This window comes from Parvularcula marina (assembly GCF_003399445.1).
In the GTDB taxonomy this organism is placed as follows: domain Bacteria; phylum Pseudomonadota; class Alphaproteobacteria; order Caulobacterales; family Parvularculaceae; genus Parvularcula; species Parvularcula marina.
In genome coordinates this window covers 2,416,679-2,436,628 of record NZ_QUQO01000001.1, presented here as the reverse complement: position 1 = coordinate 2,436,628, position 19,950 = coordinate 2,416,679, and the positions used below count along the sequence as shown (strand labels likewise).

General features: G+C 59.7%; 21 protein-coding genes. 9 read left to right on the top strand and 12 right to left on the bottom strand.

The annotated features are described in order from the left end of the window. Positions 1 to 89: 89 nt before the first annotated feature. The 4 genes from map (at position 90) to DX908_RS11725 (ending at position 2,216) form a co-directional block, all read left to right on the top strand. Complete coding sequence (gene map / locus DX908_RS11740; RefSeq protein WP_116392511.1) at positions 90 to 953, top strand: type I methionyl aminopeptidase; 864 nt, start codon at positions 90 to 92, stop codon at positions 951 to 953. 21 nt (positions 954 to 974) lie between these two features. Further along, positions 975 to 1,694: a RadC family protein gene (gene radC, locus DX908_RS11735; protein WP_116392510.1), complete on the top strand. Its 720-nt coding sequence runs from the start codon at positions 975 to 977 to the stop codon at positions 1,692 to 1,694. Between the two features lie 76 nt (positions 1,695 to 1,770). Beyond that, the gene (locus DX908_RS11730) at positions 1,771 to 1,992 is read left to right on the top strand and encodes a hypothetical protein (RefSeq protein WP_116392509.1); all 222 of its coding nucleotides are present in this window, start codon (positions 1,771 to 1,773) and stop codon (positions 1,990 to 1,992) included. Beyond that, entirely contained in the window at positions 1,974 to 2,216 is a 243-nt protein-coding gene (locus DX908_RS11725; RefSeq protein ID WP_116392508.1) for a ribbon-helix-helix domain-containing protein, read from the top strand. The genes DX908_RS11730 and DX908_RS11725 overlap by 19 nt, the downstream gene beginning before the upstream one ends. A 10-nt stretch (positions 2,217 to 2,226) precedes the next feature. Here DX908_RS11725 and DX908_RS11720 read toward each other — a convergent pair whose 3' ends face one another. The 7 genes from DX908_RS11720 to DX908_RS11685 form a co-directional block, all read right to left on the bottom strand. After that, entirely contained in the window at positions 2,227 to 2,781 is a 555-nt protein-coding gene (locus tag DX908_RS11720) for a hypothetical protein (protein WP_116392507.1), read from the bottom strand. 73 nt (positions 2,782 to 2,854) lie between these two features. Beyond that, positions 2,855 to 3,382: a peptidoglycan-associated lipoprotein Pal gene (gene pal / locus DX908_RS11715; RefSeq protein ID WP_116392506.1), complete on the bottom strand. Its 528-nt coding sequence runs from the start codon at positions 3,380 to 3,382 to the stop codon at positions 2,855 to 2,857. A 213-nt stretch (positions 3,383 to 3,595) separates the two neighbouring features. Beyond that, positions 3,596 to 4,930, bottom strand: coding sequence for a Tol-Pal system beta propeller repeat protein TolB (gene tolB, locus DX908_RS11710; RefSeq protein WP_116392505.1), 1,335 nt, complete (start codon positions 4,928 to 4,930; stop codon positions 3,596 to 3,598). A gap of 91 nt (positions 4,931 to 5,021) precedes the next feature. Beyond that, entirely contained in the window at positions 5,022 to 5,897 is an 876-nt protein-coding gene (gene tolA, locus DX908_RS16340) for a cell envelope integrity protein TolA (protein WP_158548720.1), read from the bottom strand. Positions 5,898 to 5,911: 14 nt separating this feature from the next. After that, positions 5,912 to 6,325, bottom strand: a complete 414-nt coding sequence (gene tolR / locus DX908_RS11695; RefSeq protein ID WP_116392503.1) for a protein TolR — start codon at positions 6,323 to 6,325, stop codon at positions 5,912 to 5,914. Positions 6,326 to 6,329: 4 nt separating this feature from the next. Next, positions 6,330 to 7,040: a protein TolQ gene (tolQ, locus tag DX908_RS11690; RefSeq protein WP_116392502.1), complete on the bottom strand. Its 711-nt coding sequence runs from the start codon at positions 7,038 to 7,040 to the stop codon at positions 6,330 to 6,332. Between the two features lie 156 nt (positions 7,041 to 7,196). Next, positions 7,197 to 7,880, bottom strand: a complete 684-nt coding sequence (locus tag DX908_RS11685; RefSeq protein ID WP_116392501.1) for a calcium-binding protein — start codon at positions 7,878 to 7,880, stop codon at positions 7,197 to 7,199. Positions 7,881 to 8,097: 217 nt separating this feature from the next. Here DX908_RS11685 and DX908_RS11680 point away from each other — a divergent pair, with 217 nt between their 5' ends. Continuing rightward, complete coding sequence (locus DX908_RS11680) at positions 8,098 to 9,114, top strand: aspartate-semialdehyde dehydrogenase (RefSeq protein ID WP_116392500.1); 1,017 nt, start codon at positions 8,098 to 8,100, stop codon at positions 9,112 to 9,114. A gap of 131 nt (positions 9,115 to 9,245) precedes the next feature. Here the strand turns inward: DX908_RS11680 and DX908_RS11675 are convergent, their stop codons facing one another. The 4 genes from DX908_RS11675 to DX908_RS11660 form a co-directional block, all read right to left on the bottom strand. After that, a complete protein-coding gene (locus DX908_RS11675; protein ID WP_199564696.1) occupies positions 9,246 to 10,577 on the bottom strand; it encodes a spinster family MFS transporter in 1,332 nt (443 codons plus the stop codon). 1 nt (position 10,578) lies between these two features. Continuing rightward, on the bottom strand, positions 10,579 to 11,535 hold the full coding sequence (locus DX908_RS11670; RefSeq protein WP_116392498.1) for an alpha/beta fold hydrolase: 957 nt from the start codon (positions 11,533 to 11,535) through the stop codon (positions 10,579 to 10,581). 91 nt (positions 11,536 to 11,626) lie between these two features. Further along, positions 11,627 to 13,942 (bottom strand): TonB-dependent receptor, encoded by a 2,316-nt coding sequence (locus DX908_RS11665; protein WP_233508682.1) that lies wholly within the window; start codon positions 13,940 to 13,942, stop codon positions 11,627 to 11,629. Between the two features lie 108 nt (positions 13,943 to 14,050). Further along, complete coding sequence (locus DX908_RS11660; RefSeq protein WP_158548718.1) at positions 14,051 to 15,157, bottom strand: helix-turn-helix domain-containing protein; 1,107 nt, start codon at positions 15,155 to 15,157, stop codon at positions 14,051 to 14,053. A 182-nt stretch (positions 15,158 to 15,339) separates the two neighbouring features. On the opposite strand from DX908_RS11660, the gene rarD reads away from it, so the two are divergent. Continuing rightward, the gene (gene rarD, locus DX908_RS11655; protein ID WP_116393085.1) at positions 15,340 to 16,287 is read left to right on the top strand and encodes an EamA family transporter RarD; all 948 of its coding nucleotides are present in this window, start codon (positions 15,340 to 15,342) and stop codon (positions 16,285 to 16,287) included. Between the two features lie 149 nt (positions 16,288 to 16,436). Here the strand turns inward: rarD and DX908_RS11650 are convergent, their stop codons facing one another. Continuing rightward, entirely contained in the window at positions 16,437 to 16,778 is a 342-nt protein-coding gene (locus DX908_RS11650) for a hypothetical protein (protein ID WP_147303789.1), read from the bottom strand. Between the two features lie 31 nt (positions 16,779 to 16,809). Between DX908_RS11650 and DX908_RS11645 the strand changes: the two genes are divergently transcribed. The 3 genes from DX908_RS11645 (at position 16,810) to DX908_RS11635 (ending at position 19,926) form a co-directional block, all read left to right on the top strand. After that, positions 16,810 to 17,820, top strand: a complete 1,011-nt coding sequence (locus DX908_RS11645; RefSeq protein ID WP_199564695.1) for an RluA family pseudouridine synthase — start codon at positions 16,810 to 16,812, stop codon at positions 17,818 to 17,820. A 184-nt stretch (positions 17,821 to 18,004) separates the two neighbouring features. Continuing rightward, positions 18,005 to 18,916: an RNA polymerase sigma factor RpoH gene (rpoH, locus tag DX908_RS11640; RefSeq protein ID WP_116392495.1), complete on the top strand. Its 912-nt coding sequence runs from the start codon at positions 18,005 to 18,007 to the stop codon at positions 18,914 to 18,916. 170 nt (positions 18,917 to 19,086) lie between these two features. Then, positions 19,087 to 19,926, top strand: a complete 840-nt coding sequence (locus DX908_RS11635; RefSeq protein ID WP_158548717.1) for an alpha/beta fold hydrolase — start codon at positions 19,087 to 19,089, stop codon at positions 19,924 to 19,926. Positions 19,927 to 19,950: the final 24 nt, after the last annotated feature.

Sequence of the window (19,950 nt, the reverse complement as noted above, 5' to 3'; positions counted from 1 at the left end):
TACAAGGCAAGGCATCCGCCAGTCATCATTACGCAAGCATGAAGGAGCGGCCCCTGTTCACTGCGCCCCAAAGCGCCTAAGTCTCCGCGATGGATAATGATATGATGGAAGCGCCGAGCCGGTCCCGCCTGATCCCCACCTATGGGGAAGAAGGTTTTCAAGGCATGCGCGCAGCCGGCAAACTGGCCGCCAGCTGCCTCGACATGATCGCAGGCGAGGTGAAACCTGGCGTCGATACGGCCGATCTCGACAAGCTCGCCTATGAGTTCATCTGCGATCATGGCGCCCTGCCCGCAACCGTGGGCTATCGCGGCTACCGCCATTCGCTGTGCATCTCGCCGAACCACGTTATCTGCCACGGCATTCCGGGGCTCAAGCCTATCAACGGCAAGCCGATGCGCGATGGCGACATTGCCAATATCGATGTCACCGTCATCGTCGATGGTTGGCATGGTGATACGAGCCGGATGTATTTCGTCGGCGAGCCGAATGTGAAGGCTCGCCGCCTTGTCGACACGACCTTCGAGGCGATGTGGAAGGGGATTGAGGTTGTCCGCCCCGGCGCCACTTTGCGCGATATTGGCCGCGCCATTCAGACCCATGCGGAGGCCGAAGGCTTCTCCATCGTCCGTGATTTCTGCGGGCATGGGCTTGGGCGCCAATTCCATATCTCCCCCAGCGTCGTTCACTATGCGGAGTATAAGGACCGCCTCGGCAACAAGCATATGGCCCCGAACACGGAACTCGTCGAAGGCATGTTCTTCACCATCGAGCCGATGATCAATGCCGGCAAGCCCGATGTCCGCATGCTGAAAGATGGCTGGACGGCCGTGACACGCGACAGGTCCCTGACCGCCCAGTTCGAGCATTCGATCGGGGTGACAGCGGACGGCTATGAGATCTTCACCGGCTCCCCCGCCGGTTTGGATCGCCCGCCTTACGCCATCGGCTGACGCGTATCTTCGGGGGACGGCATGACAAAGGATGTCATTGATGCCAGCTCTCCTGCCGGTCACCGCGCGCGCCTGCGGGAACGGTTTCGCCGTGCTGGTGCGGACGGGCTTCAGGATTATGAGATCCTTGAACTGATCCTTTTCAACGGCATTCCCCGGCGAGACGTCAAACCGCTGGCGAAAGCCCTGCTCCAGACATTCGGCACGGTCGCGGATGTCCTCTCCGCCCCGCGCGAGCGCCTGCTTGAGATCAAAGTGAAGCTCGCCGACGGCAAGACGCTTGGCATGGGTGAGCGAGCAGCGGATGAATTCGCGCTCGTGCGCGCCGCCTCGCTCCAGCTCTCGCAGGCCAATGTGCTCAACCGCCCGGTCCTCTCCTCATGGCAGGCGCTGCTTGATTACTGTCAGGCGGCTGTTGCCTATGAGCCGATCGAGCAGTTCCGCATTCTCTTTCTCAATCACAAGAATGCGCTCATCGCCGATGAGAAGCAGCAGACCGGCACGGTCAATCACACGCCGGTCTATCCGCGTGAGGTCGTCAAGCGCGCGCTCGAGCTTCACGCCAGCGCGATTATCCTTGTCCATAACCACCCCTCAGGTGATCCCACCCCCTCGCAGGCCGATATTCAGATGACGGACCAGATTGTCGAGGCCGCAAAGGCCGTCGGCGTCTCGGTTCATGACCATCTCGTCATCGGGCGCGGCAGCCATGTCAGCTTCAGGACATTGGGATTTCTCTGAGCTTTTGTGCTAGGGCCCGCCTTGTAATTCCGCGTTCCCCCGCCCTCGCCGGGCGGGGCTGTCAGAGAGTAGACCGATGTCCGAGAAACCGTCCGATGCCCGCATCCGCATCGCCCTTGCCCAGTTCTGTATCGCGCAGGCGATCGAAGTCGATGAGTTGCTGGCCGCGCTCGGCATCGAGATGGGCAATGTCGATGACGGCGCCCTTGCCCACCTTGCAGGCGTCCTCGACGGCATGAATGTCGCCTCTTCGCGGATCCGCCAGCATGGGGTTGATAATTGGGCGCGGGACATCTGATCAAACGCAGCGTGACGCTGCAGGGGCACCGCACCAGCGTGTCACTTGAGGCCGAGTTCTGGACGCTGCTGGATGAAGAAGCGGCCCGTCAGTCCGTGCCGTGCTCTCGCCTTGTCGCGGAGATCGACCGCAAGCGCGGCAGCCAACCCTTGGCCTCTGCCCTGCGGGTCGCGGCGATCTCAATTGCCCGGAAACCGCCGCCGCCTGTTCTGCCTGCCGGGTAGAAACGCCTGCTCAGCTCTCAAGGCCGGTCAGGAAGGTGTCATAGACACCGAGCAGCGCCTCTTCCTGATATTTCAGGGTACGTATCATCGTCAGCAGGCCTCTTTTGTTCCCAAAGATCGACTGATAGCCGTCCCTGTAGAGCGTCTCATAAATCAGCGACGCATAGCTTGAGACCTGATCGTGATATCGATCCTGATGAGCGTAGAGCGTCCCCAGCTTGCGCACCGTCTCGAATTCCATATGGCTGAAAATGCCGGTCTGGGCCGCGGAGTCCCATGCGGCGGTCGAAAGCGCTGTTGCTGGCTTCATGAACCCATCGCTGAAAGCGCTCATGTCAGGCGGCGCGGCAGTTGTCGGGTCACCTATGGCGACTAAACGGGCCTCATGCGCAGAAATGGCTTCTGCGACCATGTCCCGGTTGAGACGAATTTCCTCATGGATCGCCGCGAGCGCATCACGCGCTTCGGCCCTATCGGCCCGGCCTTCACGCCATTCATTGGCGGCCAGCGCGAGCACCACGCCGAAGACGACGAAGGCGGCTTCGAAAAACGCTTTCTTGATCATGGCTCCCCCCAAAGAAAAACGCCCGGGAAGCGGTCTGCTTCCCGGGCGCTTCATAGCAGTAATCTTGACCAGCTTACGAGCCGACCGTGGTCCGCAGAACAGTGGTCGAGTTGCGGTTCATCGCCCAGGCTTCCGGGGTCGAACGCGGATCGACCGGACGTTCCTTACCGTAGGAAACGACCGTCACGCGGGAATCGTCGATGCCGAGCGCCACAAGATAGGCTTTGGCAGCATTTGCGCGGCGGGCACCAAGGGCGAGGTTATATTCACGCGTGCCCCGCTCGTCGGCATTGCCTTCGAGACGGATACGGGCATTCGGATATTCCTTCAGCCATGCAGCCTGACGGCGGAGAATGCCCTGGGCTTCATTGGTGAGGTTGTACTGGTTGTAGCCGAAGTGAACGCGGGCACCGACATTCTGCTCAAGATCGGCTTGCGATCCCGGTGCGGGGCCTTGCGTTGCTGGCGTCATCGAAGACGAGCGTTCCGGAACGACCGTTTCCGCATCCGCCATCTCATCGGACGTATTGGTGCTCGCACATGCAGCGAGCGTTGCAAGAGCGACAAGGGCCACACCCCGGCCCATCACTTTTTTAAGCATTAGTTCCAAGCTCCATAATTTCTCCTGCCGTTACGCCCAAACTACCCTAACCGTAGCGTGGACCGCCCCCTCGCAGGCAATAAAGAGGCTGGTTGTTCCCCATGGACGGTCGAGCTTTATCTCAAAACCATGTCCATTTTCTGACGAAATCTATGCTGATGCCGTATTCCTTACAATATGACTCCAAGGCTTCAGGATCGGCTCACAAAAATTTTAGTCAAGTAGCGGGGACCAGGCAGGGTCAGATGCTTCGGTGCCTGTGGGCACTTTGCGAAGGTTATGTCCTGTCAGATCAATGGCATAGAGGCCAACCGGACCGCCCGGACGATCTTCGCGGAAGAACATGATGACACGGCCGTTCGGTGACCAGGTTGGCCCTTCATCGAGATAACTTTCGGTAAGGAGGCGTTCTCCGGTGCCATCAGGGCGCACAACACCGATGTAGAACCGGCTTTTATACTGGCGCGTGAAGGCGATGAGGTCGCCTCGAGGGCTCCAGACAGGGGTCCCGTAAATGCCTTCACCAAAGGTGATCCGGCGCTGATTGGTACCGTCGGCATTCATGACATAGATCTGCTGGCTGCCGCCCCGGTCACTGGCGAAGGTAATGAAATCACCATCGGGTGACATGGAGGGCGAGGTATCAATCGCAGGGTTATTGGTCAGCCGCGTGATCCGCCGTGTCGGCAGGCTCATCCGCGCAATATCGGTGTTGCCGTTCTCCTCGATCGATAGGAGCACACCTGAGCCATCCGTCGTGAAGCGCGGCGCGAAGGTCATGCCCCGCCAGGCGCCCAGCGCCTCAAGCTCGGTCGTCGAGATGTCGTAGAGATAGACCTGGCTGGGACGGTCCTCGAAGAGCGCAAGGAAGATGATCTGCTGCTCTGACGGCGAGAAGCGCGGCGTCAGCGCATCGAAATTGACGCCATCGGTCAGGATCGAGGGGTTTGCGCCATCCTGATCCATGATCATCAGGCGCTTGCGGCGGGAATCCCGGGGGCCGGTTTCAGCGACATAGACGACTTTGGTGTCGAAATAGCCGGGCTCACCCGTCAGCTGCTCATAGACGAAGTCGGAAATCTCGTGCGCGGCTTTGCGCAGGTTCGAGCTCGGAGTCTTGAAGGCAATCGTGCCGAGCTGTTTGGAGCCGCCGACATCCCAGAGGCGGGCAGAAACCTGCACCCGGCCATCCTTGTCCTCGGTGACCTCACCGACGAGGAGCACGCGGGCATTGATGATCCGCCAGTCGGCGAATTTCGGCAGCGTGTTCACCGTGTCGAGGCGCTGGATAAAGGCGCGCTTGTCGATCGGCGCAAAGAGCCCTGAGCGCTGGAGGTTGTTCTCGATGACTTCTGACAGGGTCGCGCCGGCCTCTGCCGTCTCCGGCGTCGTGCCGATGAAGGTCGGCAGTGCAATCGGCATCGGATCGGCATTCGAGCCGACAATGTCGATCACCGGATCATCCTGCGCGACAGCGATACCGCCGCATAAAAGGGCGGCGAGCCCAGCAAGAACCATGGCTTTCAGCGAACGAAGCGTAACGGTCATGAACAGATGTTCCTCAAACTAGGGATGCCCAATATCGGTAAGGTTAGCGGGATAACGCGCCGAACAGAAGGACGTTGCCAACTGTTCACGGTCAGTAGTCCTCCGGCCGGAAATTGTAGGTGAAACTCTTCCAGTTGCTGTAGCGCGCTGGATCCAGCCCATCGAGCGGGAAGCAGGAAGAGATGGCGGCGACGGCGTTGCGGGCGGCAGCCTGATAGGCCGCATTCCCTGACCGGGCGATCTCACCCTGATTGAGCACCTCGATTGGACCAGACATGGAGCCATCAATATTGAGCTGCACGCGGACGCGGATGATGAATTGCTCCCAGCCGCGCGCATTCTTGTCGACGCGGTATTTCTGCTCAACGCAGGCCTGCAGCAGCGCCTCTTCGGTGATGGTCAGCTCGCGACCTTCGCCGACACGCTCCTGATCGCGATCGCCAGCGGCTGCCCCCGGATTGACGATATTCGGTCGGTTACGATCCTTGTCAGGATCGAGATCCTTGAGGTCATTGGCGAGGTCACCAAGGAGGTCTTCTTCCTCCTCGACTGGTTCGGGCTCCGGCTTCACAGGCTCGGGTTCCGGCTCGGGCTCTTCTTCTACGACCGCAGGCTCGGGATCGGGCTGCTCCTCAACGGGCGCCTCCTCGACTTCAGGCTCAGGGGCAATCGGCTCGGGTTCAGGCTCCGGCTCCGGCGCAATGGGCTCAGGGTCTGGCTGTGGATCAGGCGCAACGGGTTCCGGTTCGGGCTCTTCTGCTGCGGGCTGCTCTTCGACGGGGTCTTCCGTGCGCGTCATTTCGGGGATCGAGATCCGGTCCGCAAGCTCCGCCTCTGAGATGATGTCCACCGGGATCGGCGGGACATATCTCGTCTCCGGCCCGCGAGCGTTGAACGCTGCGAACACGAAGATCGCCACTGCCCCCAGATGGAGGATCAGCGAAAGAGGAAGCGACAGAAAACGCAAGAAATCGTCCGCCTTTAATCCGTGACCAGACTGATTTGACGGAAGCCCGCTTTCGAGAGCTGCCCGAGAACTTTGGCGACGCGATCCCAGTCGACATCCTTGTCGCCGCGGACATAGATCGCCTGATCGTAGCCGGCCTGCGCAATCGCCGTCAGATGCGGGACGAGATTGTCATATTCAATCTGAGTGTCCTGCACGAAGATATTGCCCTCCGCCGTTACCGACACCGTCAGCGGCTCGGTCTGCTCGGAAAGGTTCTGCGCCTCGGTATCAGGCAGGTTCACCTCGATCCCCACCGTCAGGAGGGGGGCGGCGACCATGAAAATAATCAGCAGAACGAGCATGACATCGACCATGGGTGTGACGTTGATTTCCGCCATAGGCGAGAACTTGCCCCGCCCGCCTTGCTGTTTGAGGCCCATCACCATGGCGTCAGCCCTGCCCGCCGCCGAGACGGCGTGAAAGGATGGTCGTGAACTCCGTCGCAAAGCCCTCAAGGCGCGTCGCGTAGGAATTCAGCATGGCCGCATAGCGGTTATAGCCGATGACCGCCGGGATAGCGGCGACAAGGCCGAGCGCGGTCGCAAAGAGCGCTTCGGCGATCCCGGGCGCCACAACGGCGAGGTTCGCATCACCCGACATGCCGATCCCGCGGAACGCGTTGAGGATCCCCCAAACCGTGCCGAAAAGGCCAATGAAAGGCGCTGCCGACCCGATGGTCGCAAGGACAGAGAGGTTCTTCTGCACGCCTTCAAGCTCACGGTTGACCGCGACATGCGCGACCTTGTCGAGTCGCTCGGAAGCACCGGGGACGAGCCGTCCGCCATCTGCCGGCCGGTCACGGCCAAACTCATCCATGGTGGAAACGAAGACCCGCGCCATTGGATGGTCAGCGCGCTCGCGAAGGCGGCGATAAAGATCATCGAGCGACTTGCCGGACCAGAACTGGTCCTCAAAGCGCTTCGCCTTGCTCTTGATAGAACCAAAGGTCATCGATTTGTCGATCATGATGGCCCAGGACCATACGCTCATGACGACCAGCAGCAGCATGACGCCCTGCACCACGATATCTGCCTGGGCGATCAGCCCCCAGATCGAGAAATCGGTGCCGAGCTCGCCCGTCACCTCAACCGTTTCTTCCATGAAGACCTGCTCCTCGTGCCCAACTCTATCGCGGGGGCGAATCGCCGTCCCGCCCGTTCCGTGCCGCAATAACACGGAATTTGTGACACTGGCGAGGCAAGCGGATCCCAAAAGTTTGGTTAGGTAAGCCCGCGCCGCTCAAAATGCCGCTCCGGCCTAGCGGATCACGAAATTCCCGGGCCGGATTGAGATTTCTTCTTGGCTCTCAAAGATCAGCCGGTGGGTGGGCGATATCACGGCCGTCTGGCGGCCTCCCTCGACTTCCATCTCGCGGATCATGCTCTGGATCGAGAGCTCGTCAGGATCGAAGCCAACAAGGATGATCCGGTCGCGATTGACGTCGAAATCGGAAATAATGTCCGTCCGGCTCATGCCCGGCGCATCAACAATGATATAGCGATCGCTGCCCGGCCCGCTGATCAGCCGGTTATGCCCGCCTGTCGAGATCAGGCAGTCATCCCCCTCGCCCGCATCAAAGAGATCCTTGCCGTCGCCACTGATCATCGCATCATCCCCGGGGCCGGAGAAGAAATAGTCATCGAGCCCGCGCCCGCGGTAAATATCGTTGCCGAGCGAGCCTGCATCGCTGCGCCGCGCGGCAAATTCCTCAAATGACCGGCTTCTTTTGGTGATCTCGAACTTCTCACCATCCAGCGGCGGGCGGGAGATTTCCTTCGGCCCAAAATAAGTCCGCGAAGTCTCCGGCGAATATTCAGGACCGCAAAGCGCAAGATAGTCAGGCGCCGGCGCGCGTTCCTCGGCGACCGGGCGAAAGAGATTGACGCCGATCACTGAAAAGATGCCGAGGGTAATCACGAAGAGGACAAAGGCGCGCAACATGACACTCACCTGTTTATTTGTGACTGGCCAAACAGAAACGCTACCATGGTCAGGATACGGCTGATGAGACGATCCTGCTCCAAGAATTGACGGCAAAAATTAAACGAAAGCTTAGGAAAACTACTGGGTTCGGAGAGATTTTCCCCGCACAATGCCTTGACGCGGCACGCCGCGAACGGCACCTCCGGGCGCTGTTCTTATCCGAAGGAAATATGTGATGGGCCTGAAAGTCGCTGTCGTCGGCGCCACCGGCATGGTGGGGCACGAAGTCCTCAACATTCTCGAGGAACGTCTGTTCCCCGCAGAAGAAGTGATCGCCCTTGCCTCGCGCAATTCGCTCGGCCGTGAAGTTTCCTACGGCGACAAGACACTCAAATGCAAAGACCTCGCGCAATATGATTTTGCCGGCACGGATATCGCGATCTTCGCGGCAGGCGGCGATGTCTCCGCGGAGTATGCACCCAAGGCCGCAAAGGCCGGCTGCATCGTCATCGACAATTCCTCGAAATTCCGTCTCGACCCGGACGTTCCCCTGATCGTGCCGGAAGTGAATGCGGATGCCGTCGAAGGCTTCCGCAAGCGGAACATCATCGCGAACCCGAACTGCTCGACCGCCCAGCTCGTAGTGGCGCTCGCGCCCCTTCACAAGCAGGCCAAGATCAAGCGCGTCGTCGTCTCGACCTATCAGTCGGTGTCCGGCGCCGGCAAAGAAGCCGCAGATGAGCTCTTCACCCAGACGAAAGGCATTTTCGTCAATGACGAGCCGACCCCGGCGAACTTCACCAAGCAGATCGCCTTTAACGTGATCCCGCATATTGATGTCTTCATGGATGATGGCTCGACCAAGGAAGAGTTCAAGATGGTCGCCGAGACCAAAAAGATCCTCGACCCGAAGATCAAGCTGACCGCGACAGCCGTCCGTGTACCGGTCTTTGTCGGGCACTCCGAAGCCGTGAATATCGAATTCGAGGAAGAGATTTCCGATGACGATGCACGCGACATCCTGCGCGAGTCGCCGGGCTGCCTTGTCATCGATAAGCGCGAGGATGGCGGGTATATGACCCCCGTCGAATGCGCAGGCGACTTTGCGACCTTCATCAGCCGCATCCGCGTCGACCCGACGGTCGAGAACGGCCTCAATATCTGGGTCGTCTCCGACAACCTGCGCAAGGGCGCGGCGCTCAACGCCGTTCAGATTGCGGAGCTTCTGGTGAACCGGGGGTTGGTGGGATAGAATTTCTTCCCCCTGTGGGGGAAGTCCCGAGCATCGCGAGGGGATGGGGGCGTACCGTCCCCTGGTCATCTTGGGGCGTCGTGCCCCCTCCGCCCTGCGGGCACCTCCCCCACAGGGGGAGGAAAACCTCTCTAGTTGACCCAGTCCTTCTTCAGGCGTTTGGACGAGATATAAAGCAGGATCGCGGCAATTGCGTAGAACACCGTGCCGCAGAGCAGCGAATAGCGCAGGCTCTCATCCCCATACTGATCTTTGAGCACATCGGACAGCGTGCCGATCACCTGTGTGCCAACCGCAATGCCGATCAGATTGTTGATCAGGAGGAAGATCGCCGAGGCCGTCGCCCGCATATTGGCCGGCACGATATGCTGGAACGCCGCTGTGATCGGCCCCAGCCAGACAAGGCTGAGTGACTGGATGAAGAGGAAGGCGATGAACACAACCAGCAGCGATTTCGACAGGACGCCCGCAAGGAAGAACGGCACCGTCAGCGCAAAGGCGATCGACGGGATCAGCGCATAGGCGCCCTTGTGCTTCTTGCCGAAGGCATCCGCGATCGCGCCGCCCGCCCAGACGCCGATCATGCCGCCGACGAGAAGGATCGCGCCATAAAAGTATGAGGCATAAAGCAGCGGGCTCGGATTATCAGGCACGAGGAAGTCCGGCATCCATGAGAAGAATTCCGGCAATGCATCGCCAAAGCTGCGGTAATAATAGGACGGCAGCCAGTAGATGAGGCCATAGCCCATCATCGAGGAACTCGCCGCCCCGACCGACATGGTCCAGAAGCTCGGCTTTTTCGAGACGTAAGAGAAGACTTCAAAGAAGCCTGCCGCCTTGGTGGCCTGTCCCTGCTTGTCATAGCCGCCGCGCACTGGCTCGCGCACGGTGAGAAGGAAGATCGGCGCAATGACGACCCCCAAAAGACCTACGGTGATAAAGGCTGTCCGCCAACCGACGATATCGAGCAGCACACCGCCCAGAACGATGCCGATGGCGCTGCCGATCGGAATACCAAAGGCATAAATGGCAAGCGCGCGCGCGCGTTTCTCCGGCGGGAAATAATCCGCAATCAGCGAATAGGCAGGGGCGACCCCGCCCGCTTCGCCAGCACCCACCCCCATCCGGGCAAGGAGAAGGCCGACGAAGCTGGTGGCCAGCCCGCAGACCGCCGTCATGCCTGACCAGATGGTCAGGGCGGCGGTCATGATCCATGTCCGGTTGGTGCGGTCGGCAAGCCACGCAATCGGAATGCCTAAAGTCGCATAGAACAGCGCGAACGGCACCCCGCCCATCAGGCCGAGCTGGCTGTCCGTCAGGCCAAGATCTTCCTTGATCGGCTCCTTCAGGATACCGATGATCTGCCGGTCTATGAAGTTGAACGTGTAAACGACGACAAGGATGAAGAGCACATAGGCCCTGTAAGCAGAAGACGGGTGCTGATCCGCTGTCTTTGTCGTCACATTATTTCTCCAGGCCGTGATCTGAGAGGAAGGCGGCGACATCCGCTGCGCTTTTCGCTGTTTCCTCTTCGTGGGTGACATGGCCGACACCCGGATAGGTGATCAGCATTGCATCCGGCAGAACCGCCATCAGGCGTTCGGCATGTTCAGGCGGGATCACCTGATCGGCCTCACCCCAGAGGAGGAGAACCGGCATGGTCAGTTTACGGAGGTCTTCCTCGGGATCCGGTAGGGTGAATTCCTCGAGCGATTTGATCATCGCGTCGCCATTACCCTCGCGACGCATCATGGCGCCGATTTCCTGAATGCGTTCTTCAGGCACGCTTGCAGGATCAGCATAGATCCGCGCAATGGAGGCGCGCAGCGCAATGTCTGGCACGGTTTGAAGATAGATGCTGAGTGCAGGCGGCACGGGTGCAGCCTCATCACCAACCCCATTCATCGGATAGGCGCCGGGGCTGACAAGGATCATTGCATCGACACGCTCAGGCGACATCGATGCAAAGCGCCACGCCGCAAGTCCGCCGAGCGAATTGCCGCCAATGATCGCATGATCGAGCTCGAGGGCATCCATCACTTCACCGACGAATTGCGCGCGTTCTTTGGGCGCATAACGCTCCTGTGGGTCAGGGCCCGTCAGGCCATGGCCGAGCAGGTCATAGCGAATGATCCGGTAGCGGTCCGACAGCTCTTCGGCCCAGCCATCCCAGGTCTCAAGTGAATAGGTAAATCCGTGAAGGAGAAGCAGGACCGGTGCATCGGCAGGCCCCTCCTCGCGGATGCGGATGGTGGCCCCTGCCACGTCGACGAAACGCTCGACGGGTTCTGAGGTGACCGGCTCGGCACTGACCGTCTCGGTTTCCTCGACCGGGCTCGCATCACGAGATTGCCAGTACCACAGCCCTCCCGCGCCGGCGGCGAGAACAATCAGCACACCGAGAACATTGACTAAACGCATGTGACCACCTCCAGAAGGGCACTATGGCCCACAAAGAGAAACGGAGGGGCGCCAGGGACGCACCCCTCCGTCTCGCCCCCCTCAGAGTCGCTTAGTAGCGGAACTCAAGGCTTGCCGTGAAGGTCCGCGGCGCACCGTAGAAGGCGGAATAGGCCCCATCAGCACCGAGCTGCCCGGCACCGTAGAAGTTATAGCCAGCCACGCGATACTTCTGATCGCCGAGGTTCCGGCCATGCAGGCCGAGTTTCCAGCGGTCGTTGTCGCTCGTCCAGTTCACGGACATGTTGTAGAGCGTGTAGGCTTCCGGATCGAGCGGCGGCGTGCCTGCCGGCAGACCAAGGGCACCCGAAGCGCTGCCTTCGTTATCGATATTGAAGAGATTGTACTCGTCACGATATTCAGCAGAACCGTTGATCTGGAGGTTACCGCCCCAGACATCTGCCACCGGCTCATAGATGAAGCCGAACCGGCTTTGGAATTCCGGCGTGTTCTGCGTGACGTACTGATCAGCAACGTTCACCCCGCCAGAGATGATCTCTTCGATCTCAGCGTCGATCAGGCCGATCATCGCCGTCGCCGTGAAGCTGTCGGTCACACGAAGGGCTGATTCAACTTCAAGCCCTTTGTACTCGGACTTACCAGCGTTGAAGACCGTCGAAACAAAGGTGTCGTTGATATTGTCATTATCCGTATCAACGCCGCGCTGAACCGTGATCTGTTGATCAGAGTAGTCAGCGAAGAACGCAGCAACAGCATAGGTCAGCTGGTTCGAGTCGCCGAGCGCCCCTTTGAAACCGACTTCGTAGCTTGTGACAGTTTCAGGTGCGAAACCCTCTTGCGAAGCACCGGTCGGGTCGAGGTCAGCACGGGCACGCGGGTCGAAACCGCCAGCCTTGAAGCCTTCCGAATAGGATGCATAGACATCCAGAGTCGGCGACACTTCGTAGGAAACGGACACGCGCGGAGAGAAATTGTCATCTGTCCGGTTGAGGCCCTGATAGCCCGTCTGCGTTGCGAAGAAGACAGACGTCATGTTCGTCGGATCAAGCGAGCCGGAGCCGAGGCCGAGCCAGACATCGCGCTGAACGTCTGCTGTGGTCTCATCTTCCGTGTACCGCCCGCCGAGCGAGACATCGAGACGATCCGTCACTTCATAGGTGAAGTCACCATAGATCGAGAAGTTCTCTTTCGTCTGGTCACCAGCGGTGTAGATCGTCAGACCTAGCGCGCTGAGGATCGCGTCAAAGGCGCCCGATGCATTACCGTCGAGGTAGTAGATCCCGGCAACACCAGAGAGACGGTCACGGTTGACCAGAACCTGGAATTCCTGGCTGAACTGATCGTCAGCATAGATCGCCGGAACGTCAAAATCGATCTGCGGCAGTGCGTCGAAGTCGATCGGGGTAACCGTTTCGCCTTCGCGGTAAGCCGTGATCGATTTCAGCGTGAGCATGTCATTGAGACCCCACTCGGCCGTCAATGAGACGCCGCGGGTTTCAACCGAGTTCTTGTCGCCAGCACCAGCACGCGTGTCATAGACATTGTCCGTGACCTGGAACGTGCCATCCGTGCTCGGCACGAGGCGGTGGCCGTGCTTGGCGTTTGAATCGTCTTGCGTTTCGTCAACTGAAACTTCGACTTTGAAATTGTCAGCAGGCTGCCAGAGAGCGCTCAGGCGGTAGGCCGTCACGTCTTTGTCGTAGTGATCGACACCGGTGAAGAGGTTCTCACCGAAGCCCTGACGATAGTAATTGGCAACAGCGCCGCCGATGGCGAATGTATCGCCGAGCGGCACAGAGGCAGAGACAACCTGATCGAACTGGCCATAGGTGCCGACGTTCACGCGCGCTTTGAATTCCGGCGCAGCAAGGTTGAGGTCTTTGGTGACGTATTTGATCGCGCCGCCGATGGTGTTGCGACCGTAAAGTGTACCTTGCGGACCACGGAGCACTTCGATGCGCTCAAGGTCGAAGATGTCGAGGACAGCGCCTTGCGGACGGGCCACGAAAACGTCGTCGATATAAACACCAACGCCCGGCTCAAAACCCCAAAGCGGGTCCTGCTGGCCGACGCCGCGGATGAAGGCGATCAGGGTCGAGTTCGAACCACGAGCGACTTCGATGGTCGCGTTCGGCGTGATGCGCTGGACTGACGTGATGTCGACAGCGCCGATATTGTCGAGTTGTTCGGCCGTGGCAGCGGTCACGGCGACCGGCACGTCCTGCAGCGTCTCGTCGCGGCGACGTGCGCTAACGACGATAACGTCTTCATTTTCCTGGGCGCCCTGGGCCGCAAGTGCCTGAGCCGTCACGGCCGGCAGAAGCGCGGTGGCAAGAGCAGAAACAGAAGCACCAGCAATAAGGGTGCGGAGCCGACGAGTGCGGCTGATCGAATTGATAGACATCATTCCCTCCACAAACACGCTTCTCAAGGCGTGAATTCTAAGCCTGATTAGTAAGAGGCAAGGAATCCGGGCGATATGACTGCTTCGCGCAACCGCAGTGAACAATATCGCTCAAAGCCCGTCAGATGAGGCTTCCTCATCCGCTGTGCTTTTTGCGTCACTGACATTTCCATCATCCTGGAAGGTTTTTGGCGTCACGCCGTTCCAGGATTTGAAGGCCCGATTGAAGCTGCGGACATCCGAAAAGCCCAGACGATCCGACAGCGTGGTAATCGACATCCCCTGCAGCAACTGGGATTTTGCTTCCCGGTCGAGGATTTCGCGCCGCAGGTTCCGGAACGTCTCCCCTTCCGCCGTCAGCCGACGCCGTAAGGTCGCCGGGCTCATGCCGAGCGAATCAGAGACGGCTGATTGCTCAATCGTGCCTTGGGAGATCAGCTCCCGAACAAGATCCACAACAGGGCCGGACATATCCCGCAATGTCGTCGGCCCGTCATCGAGCAGCCGACGGATCTGGGAATCAATCGCGTCACTGGTCAGCCGCTCGGGCGGCGGAAAGCGCACGATCCGGTGGGCATGCTCGCTCTTATAGGCAACCTCGTATCGGGCGGCGGCGTACCGGACGGGCACGGACCAGTATTCCAGATGCGGGGCCTCTTCCTTATGCAGGCGCCTCACGGACAGATGCGACAGCCCGCGCGCAGCCTGCCCCGGCGCCACAATGGTCAGCAGCGCGTGCAGGAACAGCAGCGTTGATTCCATCGCGAAATAGACAGGCTCAAGGTCATCTTTGACCGTATAGGGAAAAGTCCGGTCGTCGATACAAAAGACAACCTCCCCCATATGCTCTTCGACTTTGTTGTATTCGCCGCCATGCAGGAGGTTATAAGACCGCGCGACGATACCCATGACATCGGCCAGCGTGCCTTCTGCCGGCAGATGGCTCATCACGAAATCGGTCGATCCGGGCAGGAGCTGGCGCGCCGACATATTGCATGTCTCATCGCGAACCCGCGCAGCGATATAGGATCTTATACGGAAGAAATCGGCCAGCGGCAGACTGCCGCCTGACTGACGGTCGAGTGCATTCTGCGCAAGCCCCAGATCACCGGTGACTTCGGCGGTATCGAGGCCGGAGGCATTGAGAAGGTCGAGCGCGTGCCTGATATGGCAGCGCGTCGGCGGCAGGTCCGCCATCGCGATCGCAGATTTGCTCATTTCCCTCATGTGCCTCTGATCATAGCACGCTCGGCGAGCTGGTGAAAACGCGCCGAGCGGTCAAGGTGCTTTCCCCTCCGGGCAAGAACGCGTCTTGATTGGAAGGAAATGTTGAACGGCCTTTAGAAGAGATCGTCCGATCACCGCTAGCGCTTCATGCGCCTCGGGCCTATCGGGTGCCCATGGGAAGCGAAACACAGCAAAATACGCAAGTAACGGGGCTCCTGTCGGGGCTCCTCTGCTACACGTTCTGGGGGTTCTTCCCCATCTATTTCATTCTGCTGCGCGGTGTCGCGGCGGATGAGGTGCTCGCGGACCGCATCCTTTTTGCCGTGCCCTTCGGCGCGCTGATCATCTGGGGCCGGTCGCAATGGCCCGAAGTGCTGGCGGGCTTACGCTCGCCGCGCGTCATGCTGTGGTTACTGCTTTCGGCAACCGTCATCGCACTCAACTGGCTTGTCTATATCTCCGCCGTTCAGTCGGAAAACACGATGCAGGCCTCGCTTGGCTATTACATCAATCCGCTGATTTATGTGCTGGTCGGGGTTGTCGTCCTCGGTGAAAAGCTGCGCCGTGCGCAGATCGCCGCCGTCGTGCTCGCGACCATTGGAGTCCTTGTGCTGACTTTTTATGGCGGGGTCTTCCCGACCATCGCCTTCACGCTCGCGATCACCTTCACAATCTATGGCTATGCCAGAAAGAAAGTGCAGATCGGCGCCATGCCGGGCCTGTTCATCGAGACCCTGTTGCTCGCGCCTTTCGCGGCGGGCTGGCTGTGGTTTTTGATCGCTACAAAAGACACCGGGATGGAGCAGGGCCTTGCAGGAAATGCGGGACTCGTCGGCCTACTCGCTCTCGCCGGGCCACTGACTGTCATTCCACTGCTGTTCTTTGCGATGGCAGCACGGCGCCTGACGCTTGCGACCTTGGGCTTCCTGCAATTCATCGGCCCGACACTGCAGTTCCTTGTTGCCGTCGTTGACGGCGAGCCCTTCACGCTGGCGCGCCAGATCTGCTTTGGCTTTATCTGGGTCGCGGTCGCGATCTTTGCTTTTGATGCCCTTCGGCACCGTCCGCACCGCAACGAAAAACCCATCATGCAGGTCGCCGCTGCACAGTCCTCTGAATGAATTAAAGGAGAGAGTGCGGGACGCCGTTGAGGGGGGAACGAGGGGGGATTAACGGCGCCCCGCGGGAACGCTCTCGCGTCCTGAGGAAGAGATGGGATGCCATATCCGGCAAAAAAGGGGTATCACGCAGTTACGTGATGACATTTCCGTCAGGGGACGCGCCGTTCCACAGGAATTTCCTTCACCTCATTCGTCCGCATATCGACTATCATGATGCGGTGGGGCATTCCGTCGCGCTCAATCACAGCAATTAGCTGATCATTATCCATGCTCGAAGAGACGATCCTGTCGCCTTCCTCGATCACCAGAGCAAGATCCTCTCTTGGCGCGGTCGAGACCGGCCCTTGCGAGATCTTCCAGGCGACAAGGCCGAGGCCCATCAGGATCAGGACACCAAGCCCCCAGACGATTCCCTTAAGGACCATCAGATTGGGGCCGCTCTCGGGCAGGTCGTGTTGTGTTTCTTCCGTCATGGCGATGGCGTTTGACATAAAGCGCAGGCCCGCGCACCTCCCCTTTCCCATGACAGATGATTTGACCTTCACGGTCGGCCCCGAAGATGCGGGCGCGCGGCTCGACAAATGGATTTCCGACCAGACGGACGCCTTCAGCCGTGCGCGGGTGAAAGCCATGATTGAGGGCGGCGCCCTCTCCCGTGATGGCGAGGTTTTTGCCGATCCCAAATGGAAGTTGCGCGAAGGCGAGGTCTTCACCCTCCTTCCGCCGCCGCCAGAGGATCCAACCCCGAAGCCGCAAGACATCCCGCTCGATGTCCTGTTCGAGGATGGCGACCTGATCGTCATCAACAAGCCGGCGGGCCTTGTCGTCCACCCCGCCGCCGGGAACTGGTCGGGCACGCTGGTCAACGCGCTTCTTTATCATTGCGGCGATACGCTGTCGGGGATTGGCGGAGTGATCCGGCCCGGCATCGTTCACCGGCTCGACAAGGAAACGTCCGGCGTCATGGTCGTCGCCAAGAATGACCGGGCGCATCAGGGCCTGTCCGAGCAATGGCAGACCCACGATATTGAGCGCGCCTATTTGGCAATCGTGCATGGCAGCCCGCGCCCAACCATGGGCACGATCGACTGGCCGCTCGCGCGCTCCTCAGGGGACCGCAAGAAAATGGCTGTCGTCGGTTTTGACCGGCCCGAGGGCAAAGAAGCGACGACCCATTTCAAACGGATCGAGCCCTACGGCATTGGCCGCGCGAAGCTCGAAGGCGATGCGATTGCCAGCCTGATTGAATGCCGGCTCGAGACCGGCCGCACTCACCAGATCCGGGTTCATATGAGCCATATCGGGCATCCGCTGGTCGGCGATCCGCTTTATGGCCGGCCCGGCATTCCGGGGCTGAGGCCCAGCGATGAGGCGGCCGAAAAAGCCCTCGCCGTCGTTGCAAAGTTCAAGCGCCAGGCGCTGCACGCCGCAATCCTAGGCTTTGAGCACCCGCTGACCGGCGAGGAGCTGCGGTTCGAAACCGACCCGCCCAAGGATTTTGAGAAGCTGCGGGACGTACTGCGTCAACTATAAGAAGAGATCGGAATTCCCCGTAGATACTCGAAGAGTAACCCCCGTTTGCGCAGGATCGAATAAACTATTGCGCGCCGCCCTCTTTTCTTGGCGGCAGATAAACACCAAATGACCGGAAATTAGCGGGCATCGCTCTTTTCGCCATGTTAGGCGTGATGCCCGCTCCGAGGGAACGAATACTACCATGGCCAATGCGCTGACTACGTCGACGGGTGCTGCCCTGACCCCGGAAGGGGGCCTTTCGCGCTACCTGTCCGAAATCCGCAAATTCCCGATGCTTGAAAAAGATCAGGAATTCATGCTGGCGAAACGCTTCAAGGAGCATCAGGACCCTGATGCTGCCCAGCAGCTGATCACGTCTCACCTCCGGCTCGTTGCGAAAATCGCCATGGGCTATCGCGGCTATGGACTGCCGACGGGCGAAGTGATCTCCGAGGGCAATGTCGGCCTGATGCAGGCGGTCAAGAAATTCGATCCGGACAAGGGCTTCCGCCTTTCGACCTATGCGATGTGGTGGATCCGCGCCTCGATCCAAGAATATATCCTGCGCAGCTGGAGCCTTGTGAAAATCGGCACGACGGCCGCGCAGAAAAAGCTCTTCTTCAACCTCCGCAAGATCAAGGGCCAGATCGACGCTGTCGATGATGGTGATCTGAAGCCGGAAGAAGTCGAGCATATCGCGACCAAGCTCGGTGTCTCCGAGGGTGACGTTATCTCGATGAACCGGCGTATGTCGGGATCGGACAATTCGCTCAACGCGCCGATGCGTCAGGGCGAAGATGGCGGCAGTGCGGAATGGCAGGACTGGCTTGTCGATGAAGATGCCGTCAATGCCGAGGCCCAGCTGGCCCGCGAAGACGAATTCGACACCCGAATGGACCTGTTGCAACAGGCCATGGGGGAGCTGAACGAACGCGAACGGCATATCTTCACCGAGCGCCGCCTCGCCGAAGAGCCCAAGACGCTCGAAGAGCTGTCCACGGAGTATAATGTCTCCCGCGAACGCATCCGCCAGATCGAGGTGCGCGCTTTCGAGAAAGTCCAGAAGGCCGTCAAACGCCTCGACAAGGAAATGCGGTCAGAAACGCTGCACTAAGCGAGTTTTTCTCCCACCCAAGGCGCCGCTCATCCCCGGCCCGGATCAGGTCCGGGCTGAACTCCAGCGGGGATCTGCTTTTTTGGCGGATCTCTACATTCGTCGCCCCGGGCCTGCCCCCCATGAACTCTGCCCTACGCGCAGGCTGCGATATGTGCCATTCTGCGCGCATGACACGCCAATCGAAATTTGCCGAGAATGACGGCATCCGCATTCATTACAGCGTCGGGGGCGATGGCCCGCTGATTGTTGCCGTACACGGATTTCCTGATTACCATGGCAGCTGGGATGATATCCTCCCCTATCTTGAAGACGGCTATCGCGTCGCGGCGATGGATCTGCGCGGCTATAACCTCTCAGACCAGCCTGATGATGTTGACGCCTATGACATCAGGACGCTGTGCACCGATGTGGCGGCAGTCATCCGCGCCGAGGGGGAGGAGCGCGCGATCATCATGGGGCATGATTTCGGCGGCGCGCTTGCCTGGCAATTGGCGATTTTCTCACCCCAGCTTGTCAGTCACCTGATCGTTTTTTCAACACCGCACCCCGTCCTCTTCCGTCAGGAGATCGGCGCCAACCCTGAGCAGAAAGAGCGCAGCCAGTATGCCCGGAATTTCCAGACCGAAGGGTCGGAAGATCGTTTAAGCGTGGACAAGATCCTCGGCATCATGAAGCTCGAAGATGAGGCGAAAATCGAAAAATACCGCGCCGCCTTCGAGCGCTCCAGCTTTCGCGGCATGATGAACATGTACCGCAAAGCCTTCCCGAAAGGCACGGGGCCTCGCCCCGCGGACCCGGATGCCCTGCCGAAGGTGAAGGCGCCGACCCTCATCATACACGGAACGGATGATGTGGCGCTTGCGACCTCCGGACATGACAATAGCTGGAACTATGCCGAAAATGACCTGACACTGATGACCGTGCCGGGGGCCGGGCACTGGGTCCATCATGAAAAACCCGAACTCGCCGGGAAGACGGTTCGGGCCTGGCTTGATATCCGCGAATGAAAAGGGGCGGCCAATGCCGCCCCT

Bases quoted from the DNA above. Each gene is read 5' to 3' on its own strand.
- DX908_RS11635 (WP_158548717.1), top strand. From the start codon at position 19,087: ATGACACGCCAATCGAAATTTGCCGAGAATGACGGCATCCGCATTCAT.
- DX908_RS11665 (WP_233508682.1), bottom strand. From the start codon at position 13,942: ATGATGTCTATCAATTCGATCAGCCGCACTCGTCGGCTCCGCACCCTT.
- rarD (WP_116393085.1), top strand. From the start codon at position 15,340: ATGGGAAGCGAAACACAGCAAAATACGCAAGTAACGGGGCTCCTGTCG.
- DX908_RS11720 (WP_116392507.1), bottom strand. From the start codon at position 2,781: ATGATCAAGAAAGCGTTTTTCGAAGCCGCCTTCGTCGTCTTCGGCGTG.
- DX908_RS11650 (WP_147303789.1), bottom strand. From the start codon at position 16,778: ATGTCAAACGCCATCGCCATGACGGAAGAAACACAACACGACCTGCCC.
- radC (WP_116392510.1), top strand. From the start codon at position 975: ATGACAAAGGATGTCATTGATGCCAGCTCTCCTGCCGGTCACCGCGCG.
- pal (WP_116392506.1), bottom strand. From the start codon at position 3,382: ATGCTTAAAAAAGTGATGGGCCGGGGTGTGGCCCTTGTCGCTCTTGCA.
- map (WP_116392511.1), top strand. From the start codon at position 90: ATGGATAATGATATGATGGAAGCGCCGAGCCGGTCCCGCCTGATCCCC.
- DX908_RS11660 (WP_158548718.1), bottom strand. From the start codon at position 15,157: ATGAGCAAATCTGCGATCGCGATGGCGGACCTGCCGCCGACGCGCTGC.
- DX908_RS11680 (WP_116392500.1), top strand. From the start codon at position 8,098: ATGGGCCTGAAAGTCGCTGTCGTCGGCGCCACCGGCATGGTGGGGCAC.
- DX908_RS11670 (WP_116392498.1), bottom strand. From the start codon at position 11,535: ATGCGTTTAGTCAATGTTCTCGGTGTGCTGATTGTTCTCGCCGCCGGC.
- tolR (WP_116392503.1), bottom strand. From the start codon at position 6,325: ATGGTGATGGGCCTCAAACAGCAAGGCGGGCGGGGCAAGTTCTCGCCT.
- DX908_RS11685 (WP_116392501.1), bottom strand. From the start codon at position 7,880: ATGTTGCGCGCCTTTGTCCTCTTCGTGATTACCCTCGGCATCTTTTCA.
- DX908_RS11645 (WP_199564695.1), top strand. From the start codon at position 16,810: ATGACAGATGATTTGACCTTCACGGTCGGCCCCGAAGATGCGGGCGCG.
- tolQ (WP_116392502.1), bottom strand. From the start codon at position 7,040: ATGGAAGAAACGGTTGAGGTGACGGGCGAGCTCGGCACCGATTTCTCG.
- tolB (WP_116392505.1), bottom strand. From the start codon at position 4,930: ATGACCGTTACGCTTCGTTCGCTGAAAGCCATGGTTCTTGCTGGGCTC.
- DX908_RS11730 (WP_116392509.1), top strand. From the start codon at position 1,771: ATGTCCGAGAAACCGTCCGATGCCCGCATCCGCATCGCCCTTGCCCAG.
- rpoH (WP_116392495.1), top strand. From the start codon at position 18,005: ATGGCCAATGCGCTGACTACGTCGACGGGTGCTGCCCTGACCCCGGAA.